Source organism: Mesorhizobium sp. M0633, assembly GCF_040320645.1.
In the GTDB taxonomy this organism is placed as follows: domain Bacteria; phylum Pseudomonadota; class Alphaproteobacteria; order Rhizobiales; family Rhizobiaceae; genus Mesorhizobium.
In genome coordinates, this window is record NZ_JAMYQC010000013.1 from 1 (window position 1) to 24250 (window position 24250).

16 protein-coding genes and 3 pseudogenes are annotated in these 24250 nt (G+C 60.3%); 10 read left to right on the forward strand and 9 right to left on the reverse strand.

Features of this window, described 5'->3' with window-relative positions; translation table 11 throughout:
- The first annotated feature begins 165 nt into the window (after positions 1-165).
- From NKI47_RS15700 to NKI47_RS15715, 4 genes and pseudogenes are all read left to right on the forward strand, one after another.
- Positions 166-1190: pseudogene (locus NKI47_RS15700) on the forward strand (zinc-binding alcohol dehydrogenase family protein).
- Between the two features lie 104 nt (positions 1191-1294).
- A pseudogene (locus tag NKI47_RS15705) lies at positions 1295-1396 on the forward strand (EamA family transporter); the annotation flags it as partial.
- Between the two features lie 133 nt (positions 1397-1529).
- On the forward strand, positions 1530-1757 hold the full coding sequence (locus tag NKI47_RS15710) for a CopG family transcriptional regulator (protein WP_352569963.1): 228 nt from the start codon (positions 1530-1532) through the stop codon (positions 1755-1757).
- Positions 1754-2191 carry a TA system VapC family ribonuclease toxin gene (locus tag NKI47_RS15715; protein ID WP_352591305.1) on the forward strand — a complete coding sequence of 146 codons (438 nt, stop codon included), beginning with the start codon at positions 1754-1756 and terminating at the stop codon, positions 2189-2191. Before NKI47_RS15710 ends, NKI47_RS15715 begins: the two co-directional genes overlap by 4 nt.
- Positions 2192-2480: 289 nt before the next feature.
- Here NKI47_RS15715 and NKI47_RS15720 read toward each other — a convergent pair whose 3' ends face one another.
- Positions 2481-3608 (reverse strand): NAD(P)/FAD-dependent oxidoreductase, encoded by a 1128-nt coding sequence (locus NKI47_RS15720; protein ID WP_352591307.1) that lies wholly within the window; start codon positions 3606-3608, stop codon positions 2481-2483.
- Between the two features lie 64 nt (positions 3609-3672).
- Positions 3673-4674, reverse strand: coding sequence for an SIS domain-containing protein (locus NKI47_RS15725; RefSeq protein WP_352591310.1), 1002 nt, complete (start codon positions 4672-4674; stop codon positions 3673-3675).
- A gap of 100 nt (positions 4675-4774) precedes the next feature.
- On the opposite strand from NKI47_RS15725, the gene NKI47_RS15730 reads away from it, so the two are divergent.
- The 4 genes from NKI47_RS15730 (at position 4775) to NKI47_RS15745 (ending at position 9464) form a co-directional block, all read left to right on the forward strand.
- Positions 4775-5641, forward strand: coding sequence for a PfkB family carbohydrate kinase (locus NKI47_RS15730; RefSeq protein ID WP_352591313.1), 867 nt, complete (start codon positions 4775-4777; stop codon positions 5639-5641).
- Positions 5642-5799: 158 nt separating this feature from the next.
- Complete coding sequence (locus tag NKI47_RS15735; protein ID WP_352591316.1) at positions 5800-6636, forward strand: ABC transporter substrate-binding protein; 837 nt, start codon at positions 5800-5802, stop codon at positions 6634-6636.
- 76 nt (positions 6637-6712) lie between these two features.
- Complete coding sequence (locus tag NKI47_RS15740) at positions 6713-8242, forward strand: amino acid ABC transporter permease/ATP-binding protein (protein ID WP_352591319.1); 1530 nt, start codon at positions 6713-6715, stop codon at positions 8240-8242.
- Positions 8243-8330: 88 nt separating this feature from the next.
- Positions 8331-9464 (forward strand): LacI family DNA-binding transcriptional regulator, encoded by a 1134-nt coding sequence (locus NKI47_RS15745; protein WP_352591322.1) that lies wholly within the window; start codon positions 8331-8333, stop codon positions 9462-9464.
- Between the two features lie 717 nt (positions 9465-10181).
- On the opposite strand, the pseudogene NKI47_RS15750 reads toward NKI47_RS15745, so the two are convergent.
- Both NKI47_RS15750 and NKI47_RS15755 read right to left on the reverse strand, forming a co-directional pair.
- A pseudogene (locus NKI47_RS15750) lies at positions 10182-11060 on the reverse strand (metallophosphoesterase); the annotation flags it as partial.
- A 986-nt stretch (positions 11061-12046) separates the two neighbouring features.
- Positions 12047-13603, reverse strand: a complete 1557-nt coding sequence (locus NKI47_RS15755; RefSeq protein ID WP_352591328.1) for a family 16 glycosylhydrolase — start codon at positions 13601-13603, stop codon at positions 12047-12049.
- A 1610-nt stretch (positions 13604-15213) separates the two neighbouring features.
- On the opposite strand from NKI47_RS15755, the gene NKI47_RS15760 reads away from it, so the two are divergent.
- Positions 15214-15942, forward strand: coding sequence for a class I SAM-dependent methyltransferase (locus tag NKI47_RS15760; RefSeq protein ID WP_352591330.1), 729 nt, complete (start codon positions 15214-15216; stop codon positions 15940-15942).
- A gap of 128 nt (positions 15943-16070) precedes the next feature.
- Here NKI47_RS15760 and NKI47_RS15765 read toward each other — a convergent pair whose 3' ends face one another.
- From NKI47_RS15765 to NKI47_RS15785, 5 genes are read right to left on the reverse strand one after another with little or no spacing between them, the layout of a single operon-like run.
- A complete protein-coding gene (locus NKI47_RS15765; RefSeq protein WP_352591333.1) occupies positions 16071-16952 on the reverse strand; it encodes an NAD-dependent epimerase/dehydratase family protein in 882 nt (293 codons plus the stop codon).
- Positions 16953-16958: 6 nt separating this feature from the next.
- On the reverse strand, positions 16959-18575 hold the full coding sequence (locus NKI47_RS15770; protein ID WP_352591336.1) for a Rossmann-fold NAD(P)-binding domain-containing protein: 1617 nt from the start codon (positions 18573-18575) through the stop codon (positions 16959-16961).
- The gene (locus NKI47_RS15775; protein WP_352591339.1) at positions 18576-19754 is read right to left on the reverse strand and encodes a glycosyltransferase family 2 protein; all 1179 of its coding nucleotides are present in this window, start codon (positions 19752-19754) and stop codon (positions 18576-18578) included. It lies immediately after the preceding gene.
- The gene (locus NKI47_RS15780; RefSeq protein WP_352591342.1) at positions 19742-20263 is read right to left on the reverse strand and encodes a glycosyltransferase family 2 protein; all 522 of its coding nucleotides are present in this window, start codon (positions 20261-20263) and stop codon (positions 19742-19744) included. Before NKI47_RS15780 ends, NKI47_RS15775 begins: the two co-directional genes overlap by 13 nt.
- Positions 20260-21549 (reverse strand): glycoside hydrolase 5 family protein, encoded by a 1290-nt coding sequence (locus tag NKI47_RS15785; RefSeq protein WP_352591345.1) that lies wholly within the window; start codon positions 21547-21549, stop codon positions 20260-20262. Before NKI47_RS15785 ends, NKI47_RS15780 begins: the two co-directional genes overlap by 4 nt.
- A 334-nt stretch (positions 21550-21883) precedes the next feature.
- Between NKI47_RS15785 and NKI47_RS15790 the strand changes: the two genes are divergently transcribed.
- Complete coding sequence (locus tag NKI47_RS15790; protein WP_352591348.1) at positions 21884-23563, forward strand: glucosamine inositolphosphorylceramide transferase family protein; 1680 nt, start codon at positions 21884-21886, stop codon at positions 23561-23563.
- Positions 23564-24250: the final 687 nt, after the last annotated feature.

Sequence of the window (24250 nt, forward strand, 5' to 3'; positions counted from 1 at the left end):
CGACCCCCCCGTCCGGACCTGGCGCCCCGGGCGGGCGCGCGGGCGCCCCTCCTAATGTAATCTCGTGCTGCGCCCCCGCGGGGGGCGCGCCCCCCCCCCCCCCCCCCCCCACTTCCTGCCGGACTCCAGCTTAGCAAGGGGTGAATTACAATCATGAGCCCCAGCATCAAAGTCGTGCGATGCGCCGAGCCCGGCAGGCTGGTGTTTGAGGAGCAGCAGGCGCCAGGCACTCCGCCGGAGGGCTGGGCACTGGTCGATGTCGCCTATGTCGGGATATGCGGAACCGACTACCACATCTTCGAGGGCAGGCATCCTTACCTCGCCTATCCACGCGTCATGGGCCATGAAGTTTCGGGAACAATCGCGGCAATCAACGCGCCCGTGCATATGGCGGTTGGAGAGCAAATCCTCGTCAATCCTTATCTTTCCTGCGGACATTGTGCCGCCTGCCGCCAGGGCAAGCCGAACTGCTGCATGGCGATCGAGGTGCTTGGCGTGCACCGTGACGGTCCCATGAGTGAGCAGATTTTCGTGCCGGCGCAGAACTTGATTCCCGCGGCCGGTCTGTCACCGGTCGAGGCGGCCACGGTCGAGTTTCTGGCCATTGGTGCTCACGCGGTCCGCAGGTCCATGGCGGGGCCGGGCATTCGCACCTTGGTTATCGGAGCCGGGCCGATCGGCCTCGGCACCGCGCTTTTTGCGCGCATCGCGCAACTCAACGTGACCGTCATGGACGTCGATGCCGAGCGGCTGGCCTTTGCCGCAAGGCAATTGGGCTTCCTGGTGATCGACGGGTCGAAGGGATCGATCATCGAAACGATAGCGGAGCGCACTGCGGGAACAGGTTTCGACGTCGTCTTCGACGCAACGGGAAACAGCCGTTCGATCCAGTCCGCCTTTGCCTATGTTGCCCATGGCGGCGTCATGGTGATGGTCAGCGTCGTGCCGGACACATAACCTTCTCCGATCCAGAGTTCCACAAGCGGGAAATGATGCTGATCGGCAGTCGCAACGCGACGCGTAGCGATTTCCAGCACGTCATTGCCTCGATCTGCGCTGGAAAAATACCAATCGACCGACTCGTCACCCATCGCACCACCCTGCGCGACAGCCCACGCGATATTGCGATCTGGGCGCAGCAGAAGTCCGGTCTGATCAAGGCTGTTGTCGACGTGGCTGGATCTGGCTGACGTCAGCAAACACAATCAAGATATGTGACCGCAGCCCTGATGCTGCATTATGGGAGGGGGAGTTGCTCGGTGACGCCAGGCTAAGCGGCGCGCTTGACACGGCATTCGGAGTGGGTTTCCTCAGTGAACAATTGTCCCTGCCGAACTGGCTTGGCGTTTCACTGATTGCAGCAGCGGGCGCAGTTCTCGTCGCATACAAAGGTTGAAGCCGTGGAGCGACGATCCTTCCGGCACAAAACGCGTTCCACGCAAAGTCCGCCGGCTATTCGCACCGCTTGAGTATCCGACGTCGCTATTCTATATGATGCGTGATGTTTGATGCCCACCAAGGAGGGCGATATGAGAACCACACTGGCGATCGATGACGATGTCCTGGTCGCGGCCAAGGCCATGGCCCGGCAGCAGGATCGCAGCCTCGGCGAGGTCATCACCGATCTCGCCCGGCGCTCGCTGCGCCGGCCTCAAGCCGGCGGCGAGCGCAATGGGATACCTCTATTGTCGCCTCGGCCGGATGCACCTCCTGTCACGCTTGAGACGGTCAATGCCTTGCGAGACGAACTGCCTTGACGTTCCTGCTCGATCTCAATGTGCTGATCGCACTGATAGATCCTGGCCACGTGGCCCATGACGACGCGCATGCCTGGTTCGAAGTGACCGGTAACGCCGCATGGGCTACGTGTCCCATCACCGAAAACGGCGTCTTGCGCATCGTCGGCAACCAAAGATATCCTAATTGTCCCGGTTCGCCCGCCATCGTTGCGCAAATCGTTACCAAGTTGCGGGCTCTGCACGGGCACAGCTTCTGGCCCGACGATGTGACCCTGGTTGGCTCCGGCGACATCGATGCAGCGAAAATCCTGACCTCGGCACAGGTCACCGATACCTATCTTCTCGCGCTCGCCAAGGCGCGCGGCGGCCAACTAGCGAGCTTTGACCGCAAGCTGTCAGCGGCGGCCGTGAAGGGCGGGAAGTCTGCACTGCACCTGATTCCCACAAGGTAGACCGCCGGGGTCTTCGGTGCAGTCTGCCTTTCGATCTTCTTGGCTTTGAATTGAGGATTCCGCAACTTGTCGCGCTTAGCGCACTCCAGTGGATCGCGAGCGGCTATCTGACCATAGTTTGCGGGGCATTCATCTCTCCCCTGCGCGTTCGCGCTTGGACGCGCGGCGCTGACACTCGTCGCCGTCTCTGTCGCCGTAAGACGACAACCCGATCACACGATCATGTCACCCATCTCTTCCCCAGGCCCGCTGCCCATCTGGACAGTTCGGCCTTGCCCCAATTGCCCTTTCAGCTGAAACGATTAGGGCGGAAGGTCGCAAGCATGGGATGCGGATTGCCTGAGGCGATTTCTTTGGCAAGCAATTCGCCGACGATCAATCCAAGCGTGGCGCCGCTGTGGCCAAAGGCGACGTGAAGCCCGGCGACGGTCTCGACGGAGCCAAGCACTGGCTCGCCGTCGCCGGGGATAGGCTTCGGGCCAACTGAATAGGTAGCGAGTTGGAGCCGCGGATTGCCCTGGAGCACCGCACTAGCCTCGTCGAGCAGTCCTTTGACGGTCTTGTCATGCACGATGTAAGTTCCGTCAGAGTTGACCACGACTTCTTCCTCCGACCACGCCGAATCCAAAACAAGTTCGCCATCCGGCGTCGGGCGCACCGCCACGCGCGGCGTATTCAGCACGGCACGGAGCTCGGTCCTGATCGGCTTGGTTTTCAAGAGGAGTGAAATCGGCGTAGCGTCCGGGATATGGACTCCGATCTCAGCAAGCATAACAGGCGTCGCTGGCCCAACGCAAAGGATCACTGCATCCGCCTTTACCGGCACACCATCGGCAGTGACGACGCCACGCGCGCGACCACCTGTGGCATCCGTCCGCACGCGTCCGGCGTTCTGGACGAGCTTGCCGCCGCGGGAGCGGAACTCATTGAGCAGCAGATCGATCAGGCAGGGCAGGTCAACCCATCCTTCGCCAGGATTGAAGATGGCGCCCTGCGGGGTGATGGCGCTGGCGTTGACGCCGGGCGTCACTGCGCCGACTTCGGCAGGGCCGAGCAGAAGCGCGTCATAGCCAATATCCTGCTCCAGTTGGCAGATGGACGCGATCTGGTTCGCCTCATCATCCCGATCCCAGGTGAGGCCGCCGTCAAAGCGAAGCCACGACGCCGTTTCCGGCCTTGTGGCGGCCAGGGTCCGATAACGGTCGATGCCTGCAAGCCTCAAGCGGTGGTAGGCAGTGTCAGCACGTCGCGCTGAGTTCAGCCAGGAAAGTGAACGGCCGGATGCACCGTTAGCCGGCGCGCCGTCGTTGACAATGGTTACATCAACGCCAAGACGAGCAAGGTGCAACGCGGAAGAGATGCCGAAGATGCCCGCGCCGATAACAACGACATGGCGCAGCTTTGGGGAGGCAGTCATGGAGATATCCTTCTTCGCAGAAGACGGGCTGGGGGTTGTTGGATCGCTGCAGAGCGCGGCGGAACTAATAGTCGGTGAGCTTCTTCATGTAGCGCCGGCCCTCAAGCATTGGCCGGCCGCGCAGACCGGCCAGCTCGTAGGCAAAACGCCATAGTGTGTCAAAAAAGACCAAGGGAACGAGATAGGGCTTGATGTGTTCTGACATACCACTGAGGTCGAGTTCCGCTCCATCGAGCACCAGGATGTTTTCCCGGCTGCCGTGCTTGAAAAGGAAATCGCGAGCGCGTTCCGTAAGGTGCCTCGTCTCGTCCAAACCTAGCAAGGCCACGAAGCAAGCGTCCCGGTTCACCACCTCAAATGGGCCGTGAAAGAACTCGTTGGCGTGTATGGCTTGCGAGTCGTACCACTGCATCTCCATCAACACGCAGATGGCGTAGGAATACGCCGCACCGTAGCTTGCACCGCTGGCCAGTGTGTAGATCGTATTGCACGGCGCGAAACGGGGTGCGAAGGCCTTAAACCGGTCGGCATAGGTCCGGTGCGCACGTTCGATCGCCGGCTGAAGATGGCTCAGGCTCATCAGCAGATCGGCGGTCAGCCCGGCATCCTCCCGAGCATCGATTAGGCCGGCGAGCAACATGTAGAGCACGCCGTAGTTGCTGCGGGCTGCATCGATCGGTTTGCCCGTCGTGTAGGAGGCCTGGTAGGCGACTGCGTGGTCGACCGCCTGCGCGAGGGGCGATATCTGGTCGAGCGTCATGCCGATTGTCGTCGCGCCTTGATCCTTTGCATGATTGGCCGCTCGCACGGTCTCGTGGGTGGTGCCTGTCTGCGAGCAAAGGATAACGAGCGCGTCAGGTCCCAACCGTCGCGGATCTCGGCAGACGAACTCATCCGCGTTGTAGATGTCGCAGGCGAATGTGCCGCTGTGACGGTCGACGAAGTATTTGCCTGCCATCATGATCGAGAGCGAGCCGCCGCACGCCACGAGGAAAAGATGCGAAAACTGCCTGCCCGCCGTAGCGGCCAGGGCGCGTTCAACGTCGGCGGGGAGGGCGAAAATCATGAGGTTCCTTTCTCGTTGACAGAGCTTGGGCCGGCGCACAATTGACAATGGCGGGCCATTGTGCGAACGTTATCACACCCTTTAAACTGAAAGTCCTGCGATGGTCAAGATTGCCGCGATGGGCGACAACGTGGTCGATTGTTATCTCGCTCGCGGCGAGATGTATCCTGGCGGAAATTGCCTCAATGTCTCGGTCTATGTCAGCCGCTTCGGCGGGCAGTCGGCCTATGTTGGGGCGATCGGCAAAGACCGGGCAGGGGACTTGATTCACGCCGCACTCAAGTCCGAGCGCGTGGACGTCACCCGATTGCGGCGCCTTGAAGGGCCGACCGCCTATTGCCTCATAGGTCACCGCAACGCCGATCGGATTTTCCTGGACTTCGATCTCGGAATTTCGGCGTTCACGCCGACGCAAGAAGATCTGGATTTTCTCTCGGGTTTTCAGGCCGTCCACATCGGCCAGTCCAGCGGTCTGGACCCCTGGGTTGCCGCTGTATCAAGTAAGTCACTGTTGTCTTATGATTTTTCCACCCGGCGGGAACCGGGACACCGACGCGAGATTGGGCCCTATTGCTATCTGGCTTGCGTCTCGGGTGACGGTCTCGACGACAAGGAATTGGCCGCAATCGCAGCCGAATTGCTTGCATTTGGTTCAAAGTGGGTTCTTGTAACTCGCGGTCGGGCCGGCGCGGTGCTTCACGGCGCCACCGTCTCTTACCGAACCCCGGCGCGGTTGGTTGAACCCGTCGACACCCTGGGCGCGGGCGACACCTTCATCGCGAGAACGCTATTCGGCCTGCTTAAGGAAGAGACGCCTCAGGACATTCTTGGCCAAGCCGCGGAGGCGGCGGCTGCTACCTGCCGGTACTACGGGGCCATCGGCTATGCGGCAGCAATCGATCTAGGAAAGATCACGCCGGAGGTCCTCCGCGGAGCTCGGCGCATTCAAGACGAGAGAACCGTCTAGCTGCGAAATTCAACTGAGCAATTGACGCGAAAAATGGACAATGCTAGTTAAAGTGATAACGTTCTCATTCAAAACCAACGCCATGAAAGAGCGTTTTGATGGATGAGTCGTCGAGTGGGACCGCAGGCCGACTTCGGCCAATCGTAAGAGGAGAAGACATGCAAACGAATTCGAGCAGGCGCCAATTTGTGAAATCCGGTCTGGCGCTGACGATCGCGCTGGTGACAGGACTTGGCACGTTGGCCGCATCAACGCAGGCAAAAGCGGCCGACAACCCCTACAACCTCATCGACCCGACGATGATCAGCGTCGGAACCATGGGCGATGCGAAACCCTATGTCTTCACCGACGCCAACGGCAACTTCACCGGCTTCGACGCTGAACTCTTCCGCGACGTGGCGCGCCGGCTCGGGTTCAAGGAGGAGCAGGTCGTTTTCACCGGCCAAGAATTCTCGGCGCTGCTGCCGTCTGTCGCCAACGGCCGCTTCGACGTCGCTGTCGCCGCCATTGGCACGACCGCGGAGCGCAAGAAGACCGTGGATTTTGGCGACGGCTATCTCGCTGGCTACCTGTCGATCATTTCGGCTGATCCGGCTCTGACGACCAATGAGAGCACCGCCGGAAAGCGCATCGGCGTGATCCAGGGAACGCTGCAGGAAATCTATGCTGAGAAGAACCTGAAGGGCGACATCGTCAAATTCCCCGACAACAACACTGCGGTGGCGGCGCTGAACAACGGGACGATCGATGGCCATTTCACCGACTATGAGTCGGCCAAGCAGTATGTGGAGCGCTACAACAACCTTAAGATAACAATGAATGTGCCGTCCTTCGACGCGCCTGCCGGGTTCGTGGTCAAGAAGGGCAACGACGCTTTCCGAAAAGCGCTAAACAAGGCACTGCGCGAGGCCATGGAGGATGGCACCTGGAAACGGCTTCACGAGAAATGGTTCCCGGGTACCCCGATGCCGGATCAATATCTGCCAAAGAAGTAAATTCGCGCGCATTCGTTATCGTTTCCGGCCGGGCCCGTGAGCAACGGTGCCCGGCCGAGTTATAGATGGACTTGATATGAGCTGGTTCGACAACTTCGCCCGCAGCTTTCTTGATTTCCAGGCGATGGCAGAAGTTCTGCCGAACATGGTGATGGTCGGCCTCAAGAACACCCTGATCCTGGCCCTTGCCTCGACGTTTTTCGGGACGCTGATCGGTATCGTACTCGCCGTGATGGGGATTTCAGAGAACCGGCCGCTGAAACTCCTTGCCCGAGTCTACACCGATATCTTCCGCGGGCTTCCTGCCATTGTCACAATCCTAATCATTGGCCAAGGCTTCGCGCGGTTGGGCCGAGATCTGTTCGGTCCATCGCCTTATCCGCTGGGCATTCTGGCGCTCAGCCTGATCGCCGGCGCCTATATCGGGGAGATTTTCCGCGCCGGCATTCAGAGCGTCGAGCGTGGTCAGATCGACGCCACGCGCACTCTCGGCATGACATATGGCCAAGGCATGCGCCTGGTGGTGATCCCGCAAGGCATCCGCCGCGTCCTGCCTGCACTGGTCAACCAGTTCATCGGCAACGTCAAAGACTCCAGCCTGGTCTATTTTCTTGGTCTGCTCGCCTCCGAACGCGAATTGTTCCGCGTCGGCCAGGACCAGGCCGTGCTGACCGGCAACTTGTCGCCGCTGTTGCTGGCCGGCGTGTTCTATCTCGTGATCACGGTGCCGCTGACCCATCTCGTCAATTACATCGACGCGCGCATGCGCGTCGGCAAACGTATCACCGCTGTGCAAAGTGGCCTCAAGGAAGTCGCCGAGCTTGCCGAAGCGGTCGTGCCGGGCACAGAGACGTTGCCTGCAGCAGCGCCCACACGCTTCAAGGGTGGCGGTATTGAGGTGAAGAATATCGACATGGCCTATGGTGTCGTCCAGGTCCTCCATGACGTCAGTCTGAAAGTGGAGCCGGGGACCGTCACCTGCCTCATCGGTCCGTCGGGCTCGGGCAAGTCGACCTTGCTGCGTTGCCTCAACCGCCTCGTAGAGTGTCGAGCCGGTGACATTCTGCTCGATGGCGAAAGCATCTACAAACAGACCCCTGACCAACTCCGGCGGCGCGTCGGCATGGTTTTCCAGCAGTTCAATCTGTTCCCCGACCGCAGCGCGCTCGCCAACATCACCTTGGCGCTTCGCAAAGTTAAACGCATGTCGCGCGAGGAGGCTGAGGGCGCGGCCTTGGCGAGGCTGAATGAAGTCGGACTGCTGGAGCGTAAGGACCATCGGCCGGCCAATCTCTCGGGCGGGCAACAGCAGCGGGTGGCCATCGCGCGCGCCCTGGCCCTCGAACCCGAGATTATGCTGTTCGACGAAGTCACCAGCGCGCTCGATCCGGAATTGGTCAAAGGCGTCCTGAACTTGATGGCCGATCTTGGTCGGGGCGGGATGACGATGGTGGTCGTTACACACGAGATGAACTTCGCTCGCAAGGTCGCGAACCAGGTCGTATTTATGGACGAGGGGCGGATTGTCGAGGCAGGCCGACCAGAGGACCTATTCGATAACCCGCAAAGCCCGCGTCTTCGGCGCTTTTTGTCCGAGGTGCTGTGATTGCAATGGTGTGCGCAACGGGGGCTGTTGCGGTGTTCGCCCTTGCGGACGGGCTTAACTGCCGCTAGGTCGCCGGCACAACGCGCGCATGGGCGCTAGGTTTTTTTGCCGAGTGACTCAAAGATCACCCAAAAACGCAACTATCATAGAGGTCGCTCGCCGGGCCGGGGTGAGTTCCGCCACGGCCGGGCGTGTTCTTGGTGACTACGGCTACAGCAGCCCCGAGGTTCAGGAGAAGGTGCGCGCCGCAGCAGTTGAGCTGGGCTACCGCCCCAATCGCCTTGCCAAAGGTCTGATCACCGGTAAAACGCAGACTATCGGCGTAGTGGTTGGCGACATCGAAAGCCCATTCTACGCCAGCGTGCTGCGCGGAATAGGGGATGTCGCGCGCCGTGGCGGCTTCGGGGTTGTCGTTACGAACAGTGATGAAAATGCCGAACTCGAGCAAGAGGCGGTGCAACTGCTGCTGGAAAAGCAGGTCGACGGTTTAATTGTCTCATCGACCTTCGTGGACGAGCCGGATCACCTTCATGAAGCAGTCGCGGCTCGCTGTCCCGTCGTGCAGTTCGACCGCATGGTGGCGGGCCTGGAAACCGATTCAGTCGTGGTCGACAACGTTTCTGTAACGCATAGCAGCATCGCGGCGATGATAGCGGCCGGACACAGCCGCATCGGAATATTGGCGGAACTCGGGCCGGGCCAACGCGACGATGTTGGCTCGTTTGTGGCAAACGTTGATCTCTCCAGCGCTGATCTTCGCTACCATCATCCAAGCTGGCAGAGGCTATTGGGTTATCTCGAAGCCCATCGCGCCGCGGGCATTACGCCGGATCCGCAATTGATCCGTCGCGTGGCGCTCTATTCTAGCGAGGCAGCCCGCAAGGAGGCGCTCGATCTGCTGACAATGCGCAATGCACCGTCCGCTCTGTTTACGGCCGATGGTGTGATGTCGACAGGGGTTCTGGAGGCCATTTCCGCATTGAAGCTTGCGATTCCAGGAGACGTTTCGCTGCTCTGCTTCGACGATCTCGACTGGATGCAGTTCGTGGCCCAGGGTATTACAGCCATCGCGCAGCCGGCACATTTGATTGGAGCGGCGGCAGCGGAGCTTCTCTTGAAGAGGCTGGCGGAGGCCACGTTACCTTTCGAGCACCGTGTCCTTGCGGCCCGCTTGGTGGAGCGCAATTCAATTGCGGTTTATCTCACCCGCGAGCCCGTCTGATCCGGCCGCAACGGTCTATAGCTGGGGCTGAATTGCAGCCCCTCTCTATATCGAGGTCGATGCCATACAGGGATATTGACCTGCCGTATGTTTCTTCGCTTGCCTACACGCCATCGGCCATCTGCGGCTCGGCTCGGCTGAATGACAGCCCACCGCGGAACGCTGGATTTCAAAGAGGAATGTGTTCGGCGTGGTTCGGCCGACTATGTCCAGGATCACGGTTTTGATCCGCTATTGCGTGCAACAGTCCTAGCATGCTGCCGGGCGCAGGCCCCTTCAGGAATTTGAGTAGTCCTGAAACGCTGGTTCGCGCCGCCTCATCCAATAGGAGTATGCTCGCCGATGGCCCAAAGGAGATCTCGTGCAACCAGGGCCATTTGCATGCTCCAAGATGCGTTCTGCTCGGGCGCCAACGACAAGGATGGGGCTACAAGATGCCGTACCCATTCAGGTTTTCCGTTCCCCGAGAATGTGTCGAAGAAAGGTGTTTCGGGACGCCTGGCTCAGCTTCTTAAAGGCATTCTAGTGGATCGAGAGCTATCCGCCGACTCCGCCCGTCGGAGAAAGGGATGATAGACTGTGCCGCGTTCGTCTTGGATGCGATGGGAATACGGCATGTACACAACCATCAATACCCTCGTGCGAACGATCAACGGCGGACGGCAGGTCTCGTGATACAGCGGATGGTTCGTCTATAGGACGAGAGGACGTTTTGGGGCCGATATCGACGACCATGATCTCCGGCGACACGCCGAAGCGCACCGGCAGCCATGATACGCCCAAACCCCCGGATACGATCATGTGCCTCCCACCCTCGACGACATGCCCATAAGCGAAGCGCTGTCCGTAGGCTGAATTGATGATGGGGGGGCCAACGAATGGCAAGCGCACCTGTCCGCCATGTGTATGGCCGCATAACGTCAGGCTGACACGGTCAGGGACAGTAATGAAGATGTCCGGTTCATGCGCAAGGAGCAATATCGGATTGCCGTCGTTGGGTATTGCGGCCATTGTTCCAGGCAGATCGTCGACGCCCTTGTACACGCCGCGAGAAAACTGCACGGCCCACTGGTCGCCAAGACCCGCGAGCCAGAATGCTGGGCCATCCTGCTGACGGATAAGCGTGGCGGTGTTCTCGAGGACCGGAATGCCATTGTCGACGAGGGCTGCGCGGACACTATCGACACCGTGCCACCAGTCGTGGTTGCCGAGAATGGCGTGGCAGCCGAGTGGCGCCGAAAGTTTCGAAAGAGAATTCCCCCAAACAGTGTCGGGCACGATCCCGGTGGCATAGCGGGGCAGCACGCCCATCACGTAGTCGCCAAGGAGAAGGATGATGTCGGGCTGCAGGCTATTCGAAACACCAACGATCTCGTCGATCCTGGAAACCGGCATCCAAGGCTCGCAGGCATGGATGTCAGCGACCACGACGATGCGCAGGGGCTTGGCAGTGGTCGGCCAGCGCGGCGGAAGGAGCTTGTAGTGCGTGACACTCAGTCGAAACCGAGGCTCAATCGCGATGGCATAACTCGCCAGACCGAATGCCGCGAGCGACACGGCGCCAAAGAGCTTCAGGAATGAGCGCCGCGACGTCAGCACTTGTGTTTTCCAGCAGAACTAGGTTGGTACTAGAGATCGCTGCGTATTCAGCTGCGGCAGCCTGGACCACATCAACCGCGTGAGAGGCCTCGCTGGTCAATAGTTTCCCAAATTGGCGTCACCTGCAAGCGTTGGTCTTTATTGCGCAGGGAAGGGAGCTCGGGCTAGGACCCGTCACTGCTCCGAATTGCCACTGATCTCGGGCGGATGGTGCAGTTCCATTCCGGATGAATGCGTCGCCTTAGATGGCGAGCGCCTCCATCTCGACATCGTTCATTTGATCCCGTTTTTCGTCGGCCGCGGAATCGACCGCGCGCCCGCTTCGGGTTCGCTTGGTTGTCGTGACTGCGATCAGCTCGACCAGGCCACGCGATTGAGGAGGCGCCGTCCGCGCCAGCTTTGCGTGATGCGGCAGAACAGGGGTGTTCGATGTTGCGCCACGTCGATGTGCCCGTCGGATGGTGATGCAATGTGGAGCGCAAGGCCTGTCTCGCGAGTGAGTTGTTGCAGTTCGACCTTCCACAACCGGCTATGGTCATCCAGCTTCGAGCCGACCGCTTCCCGCCTTTGACCTATCGCCTCGACAAGATTGCGGCGCTCTCGAGTTGAAGCCGGAGGGCGAACTTTCGTCGGCTGCAAACCGGCTTCTTACCGCTCTCGCAGTGTTTCCTGCTTGTATCGCATCATTGGCGAGAGAAAGTAGCTGATGATGCTGCGCATGCCAGTCTGGGATGTTCATTCGGACCCGAAGCTTGGTAACTCCAGTCTCCTCGGTTCGGTCCGAATGGACAACCTGCGCAAAGCTCACAACTAGAGCGGTTCCATCCCGATGGCATCGGGATGGAACCCCATCTCTTTTGCTTGGCAGATCATCGCCGAAAACCGGGCTCCCGCCTTTGGTACGCTGAGTTCGGTTCGGCACCATGGCTTTGAGGTGCTGTTCATCCAGTCCTTATTTGGCCATGGCAGCCCCGCGTAGTCCTTCAGGTCACATAGAACGAGGCTGCGTTGAGCGACAGATGTGGGGAAAGGCTTGCGAACTGTATTTGAGATGCGCCGCCGGCCCCGTCACTGTCGAAAGAGAGCGCCCCGGTTGCACTGTCGTAGATGATGTGATCGGAGCTGTCATGCGCGGCTGCACCAATAAAGAAAGCTTTGGATGGAAGCCCTCCCGGCTGAAGCCCGGCAAAAACGGTATCGCTGAGATGGAACGTATCCTGGGAGCGCTTGAAGTCGGTGATCTTGTCGACATTACCGGCTCCAAGAGCAGTATTGAACGAGAAGGCATCGTGGCCTCCGTAGCCGGTCAAGACGTCGGCGCCGAGGCCGCCGTTAATGACATTGTTGCCGGCATTGCCCTGGATGGTCTGGGCGAACTCGTTGCCGGCGAGGGTCATTGCTTTCGTGCCTGACGCGTTATTGGTAGCGAGGAGCTCGATCTCCGAGCCGGCGGAAAGCGCATAGCTCACCGAGGCGAGCACACTGTCGTTGCCGCCGCCCACCGCCTCAACCACCTTCTCGTTGGCATTATCGACATAATAGGTGTCGTTGCCGCCATAGCCAATCATCGTGTGGCCGCTGGTTCCGTGTAATACATCGGCGTCGCTGGTGCCGTACAAGGTGCCATCGCTGGTGCTGCCGGAAGAAGGAACCGTCCCGGTGCCAGACACGGGCTCGGTCCCGGTCGAGCCAGTGATTGGGGGAGTGACGTTAGCACCCGTCACCGTGTCACCGCTGCCTGCCTTCTGGTAAAGCTGAATCTGATCGACTTGCATCTGCATCGACGAAGGAGTCGAACCATCCAGAGCCGTATGCCATCCGGTCACGTTCGAATTCGCGACCCCATTGTTCATGATCAATTCCATCGGTTCATCCGGGATCGGCGCCTGTGCGCTGGTCACTTGCGCCATCTGATGCCCGTCGAGATACCAGGTGATCGATTGACCGGGCACCCAGTTGATGCCGTACGTGTGGAAGCCGGCCGTGAGGTCGGTCCCCGTATCAATGCTGTTTCCTACCCACCCTGACGGCGAGTGGAGGTGCCAGGAGAACATCTGGTCCGCCGGCCCCGAACCGGTAAATCCGCCCTCCTGCATGTCGATCTCGAAATTGTCGCCGCTGCTGCCGGCGCCATGGCCGGGCAACAGCCAAAGGGCCGGCCATGCGCCATCGCCGCTTGGCGCCTTCATGCTGATCTGAAGGTAGCCGCCATTGAATTCGAAGTTGCCGTAGCTGCTGACCGCGCCGGACGTGACCGGGTATGTCTGTGTGGTCCCCTGATTTATGCCGCTGATGGGCTGCTTGATCGCCGTGAGATCCAAGGCCCCATTGCTCACGGAGACTTGGCTCGGCACATCGTAGTCGGCATAATATTGCGAGCCTGCGTTGCTTCCTCCTGATCCATTGCTATTCCATGGCCAGCCATTGGCGGCATTGCTGGTGATGTAGGTATGCCAGTCGCTGTCGAGCGCCGTACCGGAGAAGTTTTCCTCGAAGACGAGATCGCTAGAGGCAAAGCCTGCGGGGGCGGAAAGAGTCATTCAGTGATCCTCTTTGGTGTTGAAAACAGGGAATTCCACTGCCGCGCATCGCCAAGGCGCGCGGCAGATCGCATGCTCGCAGTTGGGCACTGCGAACGGAGTTTCAAAGTAGCGGAGATTTGGAAGTCCTCGCCCAGACATTATTGTCGAGCAAGCTGAACGTTGAACTCGCCATCCGAAGACGAATTTTGTCGAGGGTGCTGCCGCGCACGCAAGCTGTTCGGCGGTTCCAGCCGCAGCCAAATTGAAGTCGAGCGCAGCTCTTCCGGCACCGCCGAGCTGTTTAGTAAAAACACGGTGTATCCTTGGCTGGTTGTGTTTTTTTGTTGTAATTACGCCTGCGCCATAAGTAAAACGCAGGCAGTTTCGCTCGTTGGACTTATCCCGCTTACCGTCTTATACTATCGGGGAGTGATTAATCCGAGGACAATATATCGAGCTAACACGAGCTTACTGCCATTTGCGGCGAGAATGAGGCTCAGCGAGAACTTATTAACACATTCTAATGTAGGACGTGTGTCGAACGGCCGCACCGAAGCGCCCTTCCGGACGTCCTACCAAAACCGTGTCCGTCGGCTGAAATGTTGCGCCGGTTTGAGCGCATGTGTTCGCGGGGTCGTTCGCATGTGAGGTCATCGACAAGGATGGCCGGAATGTCTTCCGAGTTGCGTGGCGGACGAGCCGTCGAACCTATGGCTGGCGCTGCCGGCCCGATGTTCGACCGTGCCGTTTGCGCGGCCGATGCAGTCTCTACACGTATTGCTGAGGGATCTCGCCAGCGCCACGGCGGCGATGTCCCACATGATCCGCCTTCAATGATCGAAGGTGAGAGCTGGCCCTGCTATCGAGTGCAGGCCCTACAGCGCCGACAGGCCGTTCAATCGAAACGCCAGCGTGCCTGCATGTAACGCGCCGAACCTGCAACCGCATCCAGGGGAAGTGCGATCGCTTGAGCGGCTTGTTGAAGTGGCTGATACTTGACCCCTATGGCGCGGCGCGTTCTCGCCGCGTGGCGCCTGCCACGAGTCTGAACCGCGCAGCCAGTGGCCAAAGCTCCACCTGGGGCACAGTCGATTAGCGTGCTCTTTTGCTGCATGGTCGTCTATGCAGGTTGACCGTCGTTCAGAACGTAAAGCCGACAATGCGGCATCGCTTGTCCCTGATCGGCGAAAATTTCTGCCAGTCAGCCTCGCTGTGGAACGAGAGGAGTTGGATTCCCATGAGCTACCTCAGATGGGCCGCGTGCCTTACGGGACCTCCCCGGAAGCTTCGCCGCCGGCGGCTTGACGCCATCGAGAGTGTCGTTACATTTGTAATGGCTAGGTTTTGCTTTTATCCGGTTGCGCCCACTGAGATGCGCGGTTCGCATGTAGCGTGTAGTCCCGAGGCAACGGAGGAACCCTGAGCGACCTCAAGACCGGTGCGGCTCCCTAACATTCGTCCATTCCCGAAATGTGAAATGCGATCGACAGGACGACTTAGGATCCCCTTCTGGACCTGGCCTTGTGCCATGCAGCGACCTCGATCGCTGGTCGATTTCAAGCCAAAAGAAACTATTAGTAACACCGAAATATTTGAAGAGGCAACTTAATCTGGCTCGACCACAAAAGATGGCAGAGATGATGTCAAGTAATGACCTCTATACCGGAATAGATTATGCCGCTGCTAATCCTACTTGGCATGACGAAGATGGCGGTGTTAAGGCCGCGAACATCGCCAAGATCGTGCACGCCAACAACATCAGTTGCCAGAAAATCGTCGATACAGGTTGTGGGACGGGAAGCGTTCTGGATGCTCTTCTTCGGCATGATATCTTCCGTGATTCAACAGCCATCGGCTACGATATCGCTCCCTACGCTATAAATTTGGCCAAACACCGAGAAAAAAACAACCTCAAGTTTCACTGCGGCGACTTCTTTCAGACCGGCGAGAATTGCGATCTTCTTTTGTGCATCGATGTTTTCGAGCACGTTGATGATTATATTGGCTTCCTTCGAAGACTAAGAGGACGATCAAGATACTATACGTTCCATATTCCACTTGACATGAATGTCGTCGGACTTATACGTGGTCAGCATCTTAAGCAACGCAAGGAGGTTGGTCACCTGCATTACTTTGATCAGGCAACGGCGCTAGCGACTCTGCGCGACACAGATTTTAAAATTATTGACGCACAGTACACTAGGACCGCGGAAGATATTCTGCAGATCCATCCCGAATGGAGAACCACTACAGCCATCCTCGGTAATGCCGCCCGAGGCATTGTCCGGACTATGGCCGGAGAGGACCTGTCGGTGCGCTTACTCGGCGGCGCCTCGCTGATCGTCCTCACGAGCTGAGGTGGTGTTCGTGCGCGTCGAGCGCGAACCGACCTTTGTGTGCTGGAGGCTCACGAAGGTGAAAGTTGCAGTGCCCGGGAAGTGTCAAAACGCTGTCACCCGCAGGGCTGGGCAAATCTCCCATATTTTTAACGTCGATCTCCGTCCAGCGAGAAGCTTCGAAACCTGATTCCGAGCTGCTTGAGCTGCCCTACCCCGGGAACCTCTGCCGCCGGGTGCACGAGCCCCAGGATGGAGTCGGATCGGAAGGGTAGGGGGACGTGCAGGGCCTCTCCTGCCCGGAGCATGCAACTGACAAGCTGCGAGGGCACCGGGACGGCACGTAGTGTTCTGCCTTGTGACGCGGCGATCTCGTTCATGAGCCGTCGGAACGGCACGGGTTCGGGGTTGGCCAGCCCTACCGGTTCCGGCAGGGGCATGTCCGATTCGGCAATACGCACCATGGCGGCTGCCATGTCTGCCTCATGCACGGTGAACTGATGGGAGCGCGCCCCGATGAGAGGTGTAACCGGCAGTTTGGTGAGTTTGCGCAGCGCGCCGGCCATCCCGGCCCAACCGGGGCCGTAAACCAGTCCGAGGCGGGTGGAGACGCCTCCCAGACTGCTGGCTGTGCGCTCACACGCCAGCTTGGCCTGGCCGTACAACTGTCGGGTTCCCTTGTAAGCGGACATCGAGGAGATGAAAATGACCCGGCGAACCCCTGCGTCGGCGGCATTGCGGAGGAGGTGCTGCGAGCCGGACACATTGACACCCCATACATCGCCGGCACTGACGAGACTCAGGTCCCATGCACTATGGATGAGCACATCTAGGTCGCTGAATGCGGGTCCCGACGGCGGGCGCTTAATCTCATATGGGCGCCATTCGGCGACGCCGGCCATTGCGGCGGCAGATGCGGAGGTCGCCCGGTTCGGGCGGGCGAACGCGATGACCTCATGCCCTTGCTGGGCGAAGGTAGCACGCAGGATGGACCCGACATACCCAGTCGCTCCGGTGATGCCGACCCGCATTGATGCTCACCCCGTCAGTTCCATCGCCTCGCAGGCGATGCGATGAGAATTGGCCATCACGGTCAGCGTAAAGGTAGTCGCCGGAACATTTGGGAAAACCGAACCGTCGATAAGATGAATCCGGTCCCAACGCGCCAGCCGCCCGACGCGGTCTGTCGTCGTACTCCGGGCGTCCCGCTCACTAGCGTGGGGAAAGCTGCCGCCAAAGTGGTAGCTCTTGGCCCCACCCGACCACAGCATTTGCGACGTGACCGGCCACAAATCAAGGTAAGGTGCTGCCCTATAGATGCGCTTTATTACGTCAGGCAGCGTCGGAGGCACGTCTTTGCCCCTGACCCTGGTCTCGCTGAACCCCTCGGCAGTAAGGGTAATCCGGGGTAGCTCATCAGGAGCTGCGGGCACCTGGGCTGTGATCCGTATCTTGGGTGACGCCCAGGATGGCAAATAGCCGAGGCCTACCGTCAATCGGCTCAGCAGCCGATCTGTCGCGAAGGCGGCGGCGGGATGTTGGAGGAAGCCGGGCAGCGCATCGTAGTATGCGTGGTTGAACGGGTAACAGTGAACCTGTGAGACGTCGAAGCCTTCGTCGTCCCGGCCGATGACCATGTTGAACTGGTTGAGTGTGAACTCGCGCCTTGTACGTGGGTCGGGAGTCGGCTTCACGGACATCATTGGAAGAACGAACTGAGCCGATTCCGAAAGATGGACCGGCTGGTCCGATCCGAGCGAGCCCAGGATCAGCCGAGTGGTGCCGATAGCTCCGCAACCCACGAAGACCCGGTCGGCTGCGAATCGCTGGATCCGGCCGCTGGATAGCTCCCGAGCCTCCACGACTGCCGTGTCGGCCTCCTGGCCGATTCGAACCGCGAGCAGCCCGCTGTGATAGTCAATCCTCCCGCTGCGCCTGAAGCGGTCGAAGCTGTGCGAGGCCGAGTAGATCAGCGACCGCGGGCACCCAGTCATGCACAGGCCGCAGGGCTGGCATTCGGGCGCCGAGAAGGCGAGCCGCGCGCGCCCTATGGTTATTCCGGTGGAGCGTACACGATCGCGGTGCCGGTCGTAGTTGGCCAGCACCATCTGCGTCCGCGGTGCCAGCGGCGGAAGCGGGTGCGGAGATCCGATGAGCGGAAACCACTCATCGAGATCGTCGGACTCTCCGGCGAACGGAATGTGACCAAGGATCGTCCGATAGTGCTCTTCCATATCCGAGAAACCGAACGGCCATCTCTTGAATGTGGCAGCGCTGAAGGGCATGATCTGGGCCCCCCAGACGTTGCTGAACCCTCCGTAGGCGCATGAGATCACAGCAGAGTTGACTCTACCCTGGGAGTGGACTCCGTCGAGTTGGCCCTTGTTGACAAACGGAAAATCGGATCCGTAGCTTCTCTTTTCAGGGAGCGAATCCGACTGTACGCGCTTGGGTTGCAATCCGATCCGGCGGACGTCCTCCTCATCCCAGTCGCCGACACGCAGCTTGGACAGCCTGGAGATTACCTCTTGCGTCTGGACGTCCAGCACGGTGCCCGGATCGAACACAGTTATCTTCTCGTCAGACTTCCCGGACAGCGCCAACACGGCGGCGGCTGCAGCCGGACCCGAACCAATGATTATCGAAGAAGGCATTCACTTCTCTCGCCCATTGGCTCGCGCGGCTGTGTTAAATACCTGCCTGGTGGCCTGTCGGCGCTGCCGGCGCAATCGCCGCGCCCGCTCGACATGACCGGCGGCGTGGCCTGCCGCGGCCAGACCTATGCCAATGATTATGGCCGAGGACCGGACCAGCCCATGGGGGTCACCCTTGGCGGCTTGCCAAATCCCTCGCGGTACGCCCTTGGTCAGCGCGTGCCAGACGAAGTGGGTTTCCGCACCCAGAGTTGCGGCGTCGCCCATCTGGGCAAGAGCCTCGACCTTCCCCTTGTTGACGAAGAAGCAGCGGCGCCAGAAGTACTTCCAACTCGGCCGTGAGGCGGGTACAAAGTGGCGGACGGTCGCTGCCGGTTCGTAGATGACAGCCTCACTACCCTTGATCTGCGCCACGCGGTGGCACATGTCCATGTCGTCGTGATTGTCGGAGTGGAACCCTCCCACCTGCTCAAGGAGGGTTCGCCGCACCGACATGTTGGCACCTATAAGATGAGCCAAGGGGCCTCGGCTTGTCGGAAGACCGTCATAAGCGCATCCGAACACCCAGTCGAACTGCACGGGAAACCAGGCCGGGCGGCTAGCCTCGAAAACCGGTAGGGGGCGCCCGCCGACGGCGCCGATGCGCTCATCCTGGTACGGGTCTGTGAGAATCCCGAGCCAGTCCTTGTCGGCCGCTGCATCGTCATCCAAGAACGCCAGAATGTCTCCCGCAGCTGTCTCGGCTGCCGTGTTTCGGGCCGACCCCAGGTGCCCGTCGTACTTGTTCTGGATCACCCGTATCGGAGGGGTGGATGCGGCGAAGCCAGCCCAGTACGCGGCACAACGGTGAAACAGGATTTCATTGTGGTCGATGCATACGATGATCTCGCAGGGTTGCAAGGTCTGCTCCTGAACCGAGGCCACCGACTGAAGCATCAGCTCCCATCTGTCCTCGGTGTAGGCACAGATAATCACCGAGATCGTGGGGGGGCGCGGGACCTGCCGGCGTTCGCTGGTGACGCCATGCTCGGTCTGCCCGGTTTTCGATCCAGGCTGACCGGTTGTGGCAACGGCAACGTCATTACCGCGGCGGGCAAAACCGATACTTAGGTTCCGGACGTGGCCCCGCTGGCCAACGCCAATCGGCGTACAGGATTGCGCAAGCATCAGAATACGCATCTAGGAATTCTCCCGACTTGAACTGCCAATGTCTGCCCCAAGCTCTTCGATAGACGATGCGATAAAGCCAGACTTCCACGCGCTGGATTCGGCTTACCCGGAAGCCGGCTCTCAGCATAAAGAAACCACGAGGGCCGAGGTTTGCGCCACAGAGGCTCGAGGCGGCCGCCGACGCCAAGCACGCGCGGGTCGGCGTAGGGCATCAGCAACTCGTCCAGCCAGCGCTCATCGGCGATCGCATCGTCATCGAGAAACGCCACGACCGGCGCGCGCGCCAATCCGGCTCCCGTCGTGCGACCGTCGCACAGTCCACGCACGTTGGTATTAGGTGTGACGACGACACCCTGGATCTCGCGCCGGGCGCTCTCCAAGAGCGCCTCATCGTTGTCGACAACGAGGACGATCTCGCGGGCCGGGCAGGTCTGGCGGCGCACCGACGCGATGGCCGCGTTCAAATCGTCCCAGCGATCGAGTGTGTCGGCGCAGATCACGACGGAGGCTTCGGTCATGGCAACTGCCGGCTGCTTTCTGAGGCCGGGCTGGTTTCGCGTGTCTGCGTCGCCCGAGCCGTGGCGGCTTTGAGGATGTTCCAGAGCGGACCTCCGTCGTTGTGAATATCGAACTTGTCATATTCGTCGACGGGATAGCGTCCGCTGTCCTGCCGCGACACCAGCCGCCACACCATCCAGCCGGCGCAGTTGCGCTCGCGCGTCAGCGTGTCGAGCCACATCGCGTAAGCCTGGGCAAAGTTCTGATTGGAGCGGGCATAGCCGAACTCCTCCAGAAGCACCGGCTTGCCGGCGCGAACTGCCAACCGGCAGAACTCGGTGATCAAGCTGTCGAACTGCTGGACGGTGAGCTTGTAGTAGAGCGGGTAACCGTGCCAGGTCCCGAAATCGAGAGTCGGGATCGTCAGATCCGATAGCTTCGACTCGACGTTAGCGTGCCCTGAGGTGACGAGATGGTTCGGATCGAGCGACTTCACGTAAGCCGTCATTTCGGTGGTCCAAGCCAATCGTAAGGCCTCCGGCTGCGCATTGCCTTCGTTCATTAGCTCCCAGGCCATGATGGTCGGATCATCCCGGTAGGCGAGCCCGGTGAGCGGGTTGACTCGCTGCACGACGTGGCTGACCCAGGTCCTGTAGTCGCGCTTCGTGCGCGGATCCTGGAAGAAAAACTCCGACTTCTCTTTGCTGAGGTCGGTGTCGTACTGGCTCTGCACGCCTGGGGCGTCCCGGCTCCCATACCAGGCCCGCATCTGCTGGGCGCCGCCTGTGAAGGCCCAGAAATCCAGGACGGCGATGATCAGCCTCAGGCGTCGCTTGCCGGCCTCGGCGATGAGGAAATCAACCTTCTGCATGCCGTCGGCGCCGTCATTGATCGCCATCCTGTTTTGGCTCGGGTCCCAGTAGAGCAGGTACGTGCCCTTGACCGAGAGATTGCTGGCTTCGCCTTCAAGCCGCCAATCCCAGATCGTAGGCTTGCTTCCGTCGAGCGACCCGATCACCGGCTGGAGGAAGGTGCGGACCACATTGGCGCCCATCGCCACCGCGTCATCGAGAACGCGGGTGACCTCATCCGGCGACCCGTAGGTCAGATAGTGGTTGTTTACGCCGGTCACGAAGAACGGCTTGCCGTCCAAGGTGAAGTTCGTTCCGGAAGTCTTGATAAAGGACGTTGCCGACGGGTCATCCGCGGCGCTCACGACTGCCGGAACGGACAGCAACGCGCACACCAGCACCCGCAGTCCGGCGTTGCGCAGCCTATTTCTCACTCGTTGCCAGCCAACAATCACCCGGCCATGTGGCTCTCGCCGGGCGCCGAGTGCAACAGCCCCGAAGGATTACCTCCTCTGACCTCGCACAGCCCGGGCGTCGTTCGGGCATAGTGGTGCTTGGCCGATTCCGGTCGCTCGAGTATGGACCCGTGCTGTCAGACATCGCTCCCAACCAAGAGTTCGGCTCCTCTTATTGGCGAGTCCCCGCGGTAGTAATAGGTGGGAAATATTCTCGCGCTGTGACACGCGCCATCGCTTTCCATCTACATCCCTGGCCCGCGGGCCCGCGGCGGAGTCTTGGTAAGGCGGATCGCCGCAGGCGGTTCTCGTCAAGCTGTGAGCCGGCGTCCTTTTGAAATCCGCGGTCAGAACAACAATGCGCATTTGCCTGAGTCTCGATCCATCGCGGCTACTTCGGTGGCACCTCTGGCTGGCAGAAGCGCTTGCTGAAGTGCCCGGCAACGAGGTCTCCTGCGCTTTGGCGGCCGGTCGCCGCCCGCTGCCGTTGACCTGCCGTCTGCTGCTCGAACTCGAACGACTGGTCTATGGCTTTCGCGGGAACGGCGCCACTGACTCCGTCGAGGCGGCGCTGCGGTCCCTGCCGCCGCCTCCGTCCGACCAAGTGGACGTGGTGATCGATTTGAGCGGAGAGGAGACGCGCCCGGCGGGGCTGCGGGTGCTGACGCCGCTCTTCAACGGCGTACCCGGCGAGATCGGCGTCATGGCGGCCGTGGCGAATGATCAGGACCTTCTCGTCGACCTGCACGACACGGCGCGCCCGTTGCGGCCGTGGATGGCCCGTCCGGCCAGTGTAGACCGTGGAGTGTTCTCAGCGAGTCTAGACAGCGTCCTCTCCTGCGCTGTGCTGCTGATCCTCAAAGCCTTGCGCGAGGAAACCGGTTCAGCTGCGTCCGGTGTCCCCGGTTCACGGACGGCCGTGCCTTCACTTGGCGCATCCTCGGCCCTTGCAAGGGCGACCGGCACGGTGGCATCGAAAGCGATCAGGTTTTTGGACGTCCTGGCAAGAGGCGGCAGGATGTGGGGGGTTGGCTGGCGCTTCGATGAATCGGCGAGCCTGCTCGACAAAGGCGAAGCAACCTTCTCGGTGCTCACCGGAAGCACCGATAGCTACCTTGCCGACCCGTTCCCGTTCCGGCGCCAAGGGCAGGATTTCATTTTTGTCGAACAGTACCTCTACTCGAAGAACCGGGGGTGCATTGCGGTCGTGGCAGCGGACCGGGACGGGACCGTCGGCGCACCCCAGATCGTCGTGGAGGAACCGCATCACCTCTCATACCCGTTCGTGTTCGAGCAGGACGGGCAGATCTGGATGATCCCCGAATCGGGGACGGCCAGGAATGTTAGCCTCTACAGGGCAGTGGAATTCCCTTACCGGTGGACGCGGGAGGCCTGCCTCATCGAGGGGATCGAGGGCTACGATACCACGCCTCTCTGCCATGAGGGCGGCTTTTGGTTTTTCGTCAGCCCAAGGCGTTGGAGGTCCACGTCTTGGGATGTCCTCAGCCTCTACCGTGCCGAGAGCCTGACCGGGTCTTGGACGCCCCATGCCGCCAACCCGGTCCTGATCGATGCCAGGCTCAGCCGCCCCGCAGGCGCCGTCATCCGACACGGCGGACGCACGCTACGCCCGGTCCAAGACTGCGCGCGCGGCTATGGCAGCGCGGTGACGTTCTGCCAGATCGATGCGCTCGGGGCGTCGGAGTTTGCCCAGACCCCGGTCGGTCGCATTTGGTCCGGAGCGTTGGGGTGTCACACCTACAACCGCCGGTCTGGCTTGGAGGTGATCGACCTGTTCGGGCATATCCGGGGTTTGCGAGAGGTCACGACCTCCTATCGTTTGCTGGTACCCGACGCGCCGGTCTCGGGACCGCGTGGGGTCTCGGGACCGCGTGGGCAGTCCCTCTCTTGGGCGGTCTCGTCCGGGTCAGCCACCCGTAGCCAGGTGGTCGAGCGCAAGGTACCCCGCCCGAGAAGGGTCGGGCGCGCCCGACCCTTCTCGGGCACAGAATAAGCTCGGAAATCACGGCCGAGTGAAGGAGCGAGCCCACCTGCACATTGCAGCTTCTGGCCAGTGGCAATGTCAGCGTTGTCTGGACGTTCATTTCTTCGCGCCGACGATCTTCGCTGCCTTCCGCACGGTTCGGTCAGTAGAAAATTGTCGCTTGTGAGCTAGTGCCGGCCGCGGGTCGATGGATGTCCTCGCCGGCGTTGGAAGTGGCCCCAGAGGTCTGAACGGGTTTGGCAACGCTGCCAACACAGCTGCTGAAGTGATCGGTGCCGCTGCCGTGCTATCCGCGCTGGTGGTATGGGCTGGAAATAACCTGAAGAGATACCCCAAAAGAGCTAATCATCTATTGTCTTTTCCTAACCATCCATCGTCCTTCCATTTAAGATATGCATAGGTAATGCTCGCATACAACCTAAAAGTTAGGGGGCTGCAACAGATCTTATTTCACCTCATCTTCATTCTTCTTTCCACTATGGCCGGGAGCCCGCATATGATTGGATCAAGCACATCCGTGGATGTGGCGGTCATTGGAGCTGGCCCCCCCGGCTTGTCGCTGGCCGCGCATTTGCGCGCGCGCGATGTGGAGCACCGGACGTATGACCCGGTCCATCATCTCGCCCGATACCTATCGGCAGTCCTGGCGCGCTTTCAGCCCGCCCCCTGGGTTCCATCGTACGACCTTAAAGCGCT

Coding starts and splice junctions, on each gene's coding strand:
- NKI47_RS15725 (WP_352591310.1), bottom strand. CDS start 4,674: ATGATTTTCGCCCTCCCCGCCGACGTTGAACGCGCCCTGGCCGCTACG.
- NKI47_RS15720 (WP_352591307.1), bottom strand. CDS start 3,608: ATGACTGCCTCCCCAAAGCTGCGCCATGTCGTTGTTATCGGCGCGGGC.
- NKI47_RS15760 (WP_352591330.1), top strand. CDS start 15,214: ATGGCAGAGATGATGTCAAGTAATGACCTCTATACCGGAATAGATTAT.
- NKI47_RS15755 (WP_352591328.1), bottom strand. CDS start 13,603: ATGACTCTTTCCGCCCCCGCAGGCTTTGCCTCTAGCGATCTCGTCTTC.
- NKI47_RS15765 (WP_352591333.1), bottom strand. CDS start 16,952: ATGCGGGTCGGCATCACCGGAGCGACTGGGTATGTCGGGTCCATCCTG.
- NKI47_RS15730 (WP_352591313.1), top strand. CDS start 4,775: ATGGTCAAGATTGCCGCGATGGGCGACAACGTGGTCGATTGTTATCTC.
- NKI47_RS15775 (WP_352591339.1), bottom strand. CDS start 19,754: ATGCGTATTCTGATGCTTGCGCAATCCTGTACGCCGATTGGCGTTGGC.
- NKI47_RS15770 (WP_352591336.1), bottom strand. CDS start 18,575: ATGCCTTCTTCGATAATCATTGGTTCGGGTCCGGCTGCAGCCGCCGCC.
- NKI47_RS15780 (WP_352591342.1), bottom strand. CDS start 20,263: ATGACCGAAGCCTCCGTCGTGATCTGCGCCGACACACTCGATCGCTGG.
- NKI47_RS15740 (WP_352591319.1), top strand. CDS start 6,713: ATGAGCTGGTTCGACAACTTCGCCCGCAGCTTTCTTGATTTCCAGGCG.
- NKI47_RS15710 (WP_352569963.1), top strand. CDS start 1,530: ATGAGAACCACACTGGCGATCGATGACGATGTCCTGGTCGCGGCCAAG.
- NKI47_RS15745 (WP_352591322.1), top strand. CDS start 8,331: ATGGGCGCTAGGTTTTTTTGCCGAGTGACTCAAAGATCACCCAAAAAC.
- NKI47_RS15735 (WP_352591316.1), top strand. CDS start 5,800: ATGCAAACGAATTCGAGCAGGCGCCAATTTGTGAAATCCGGTCTGGCG.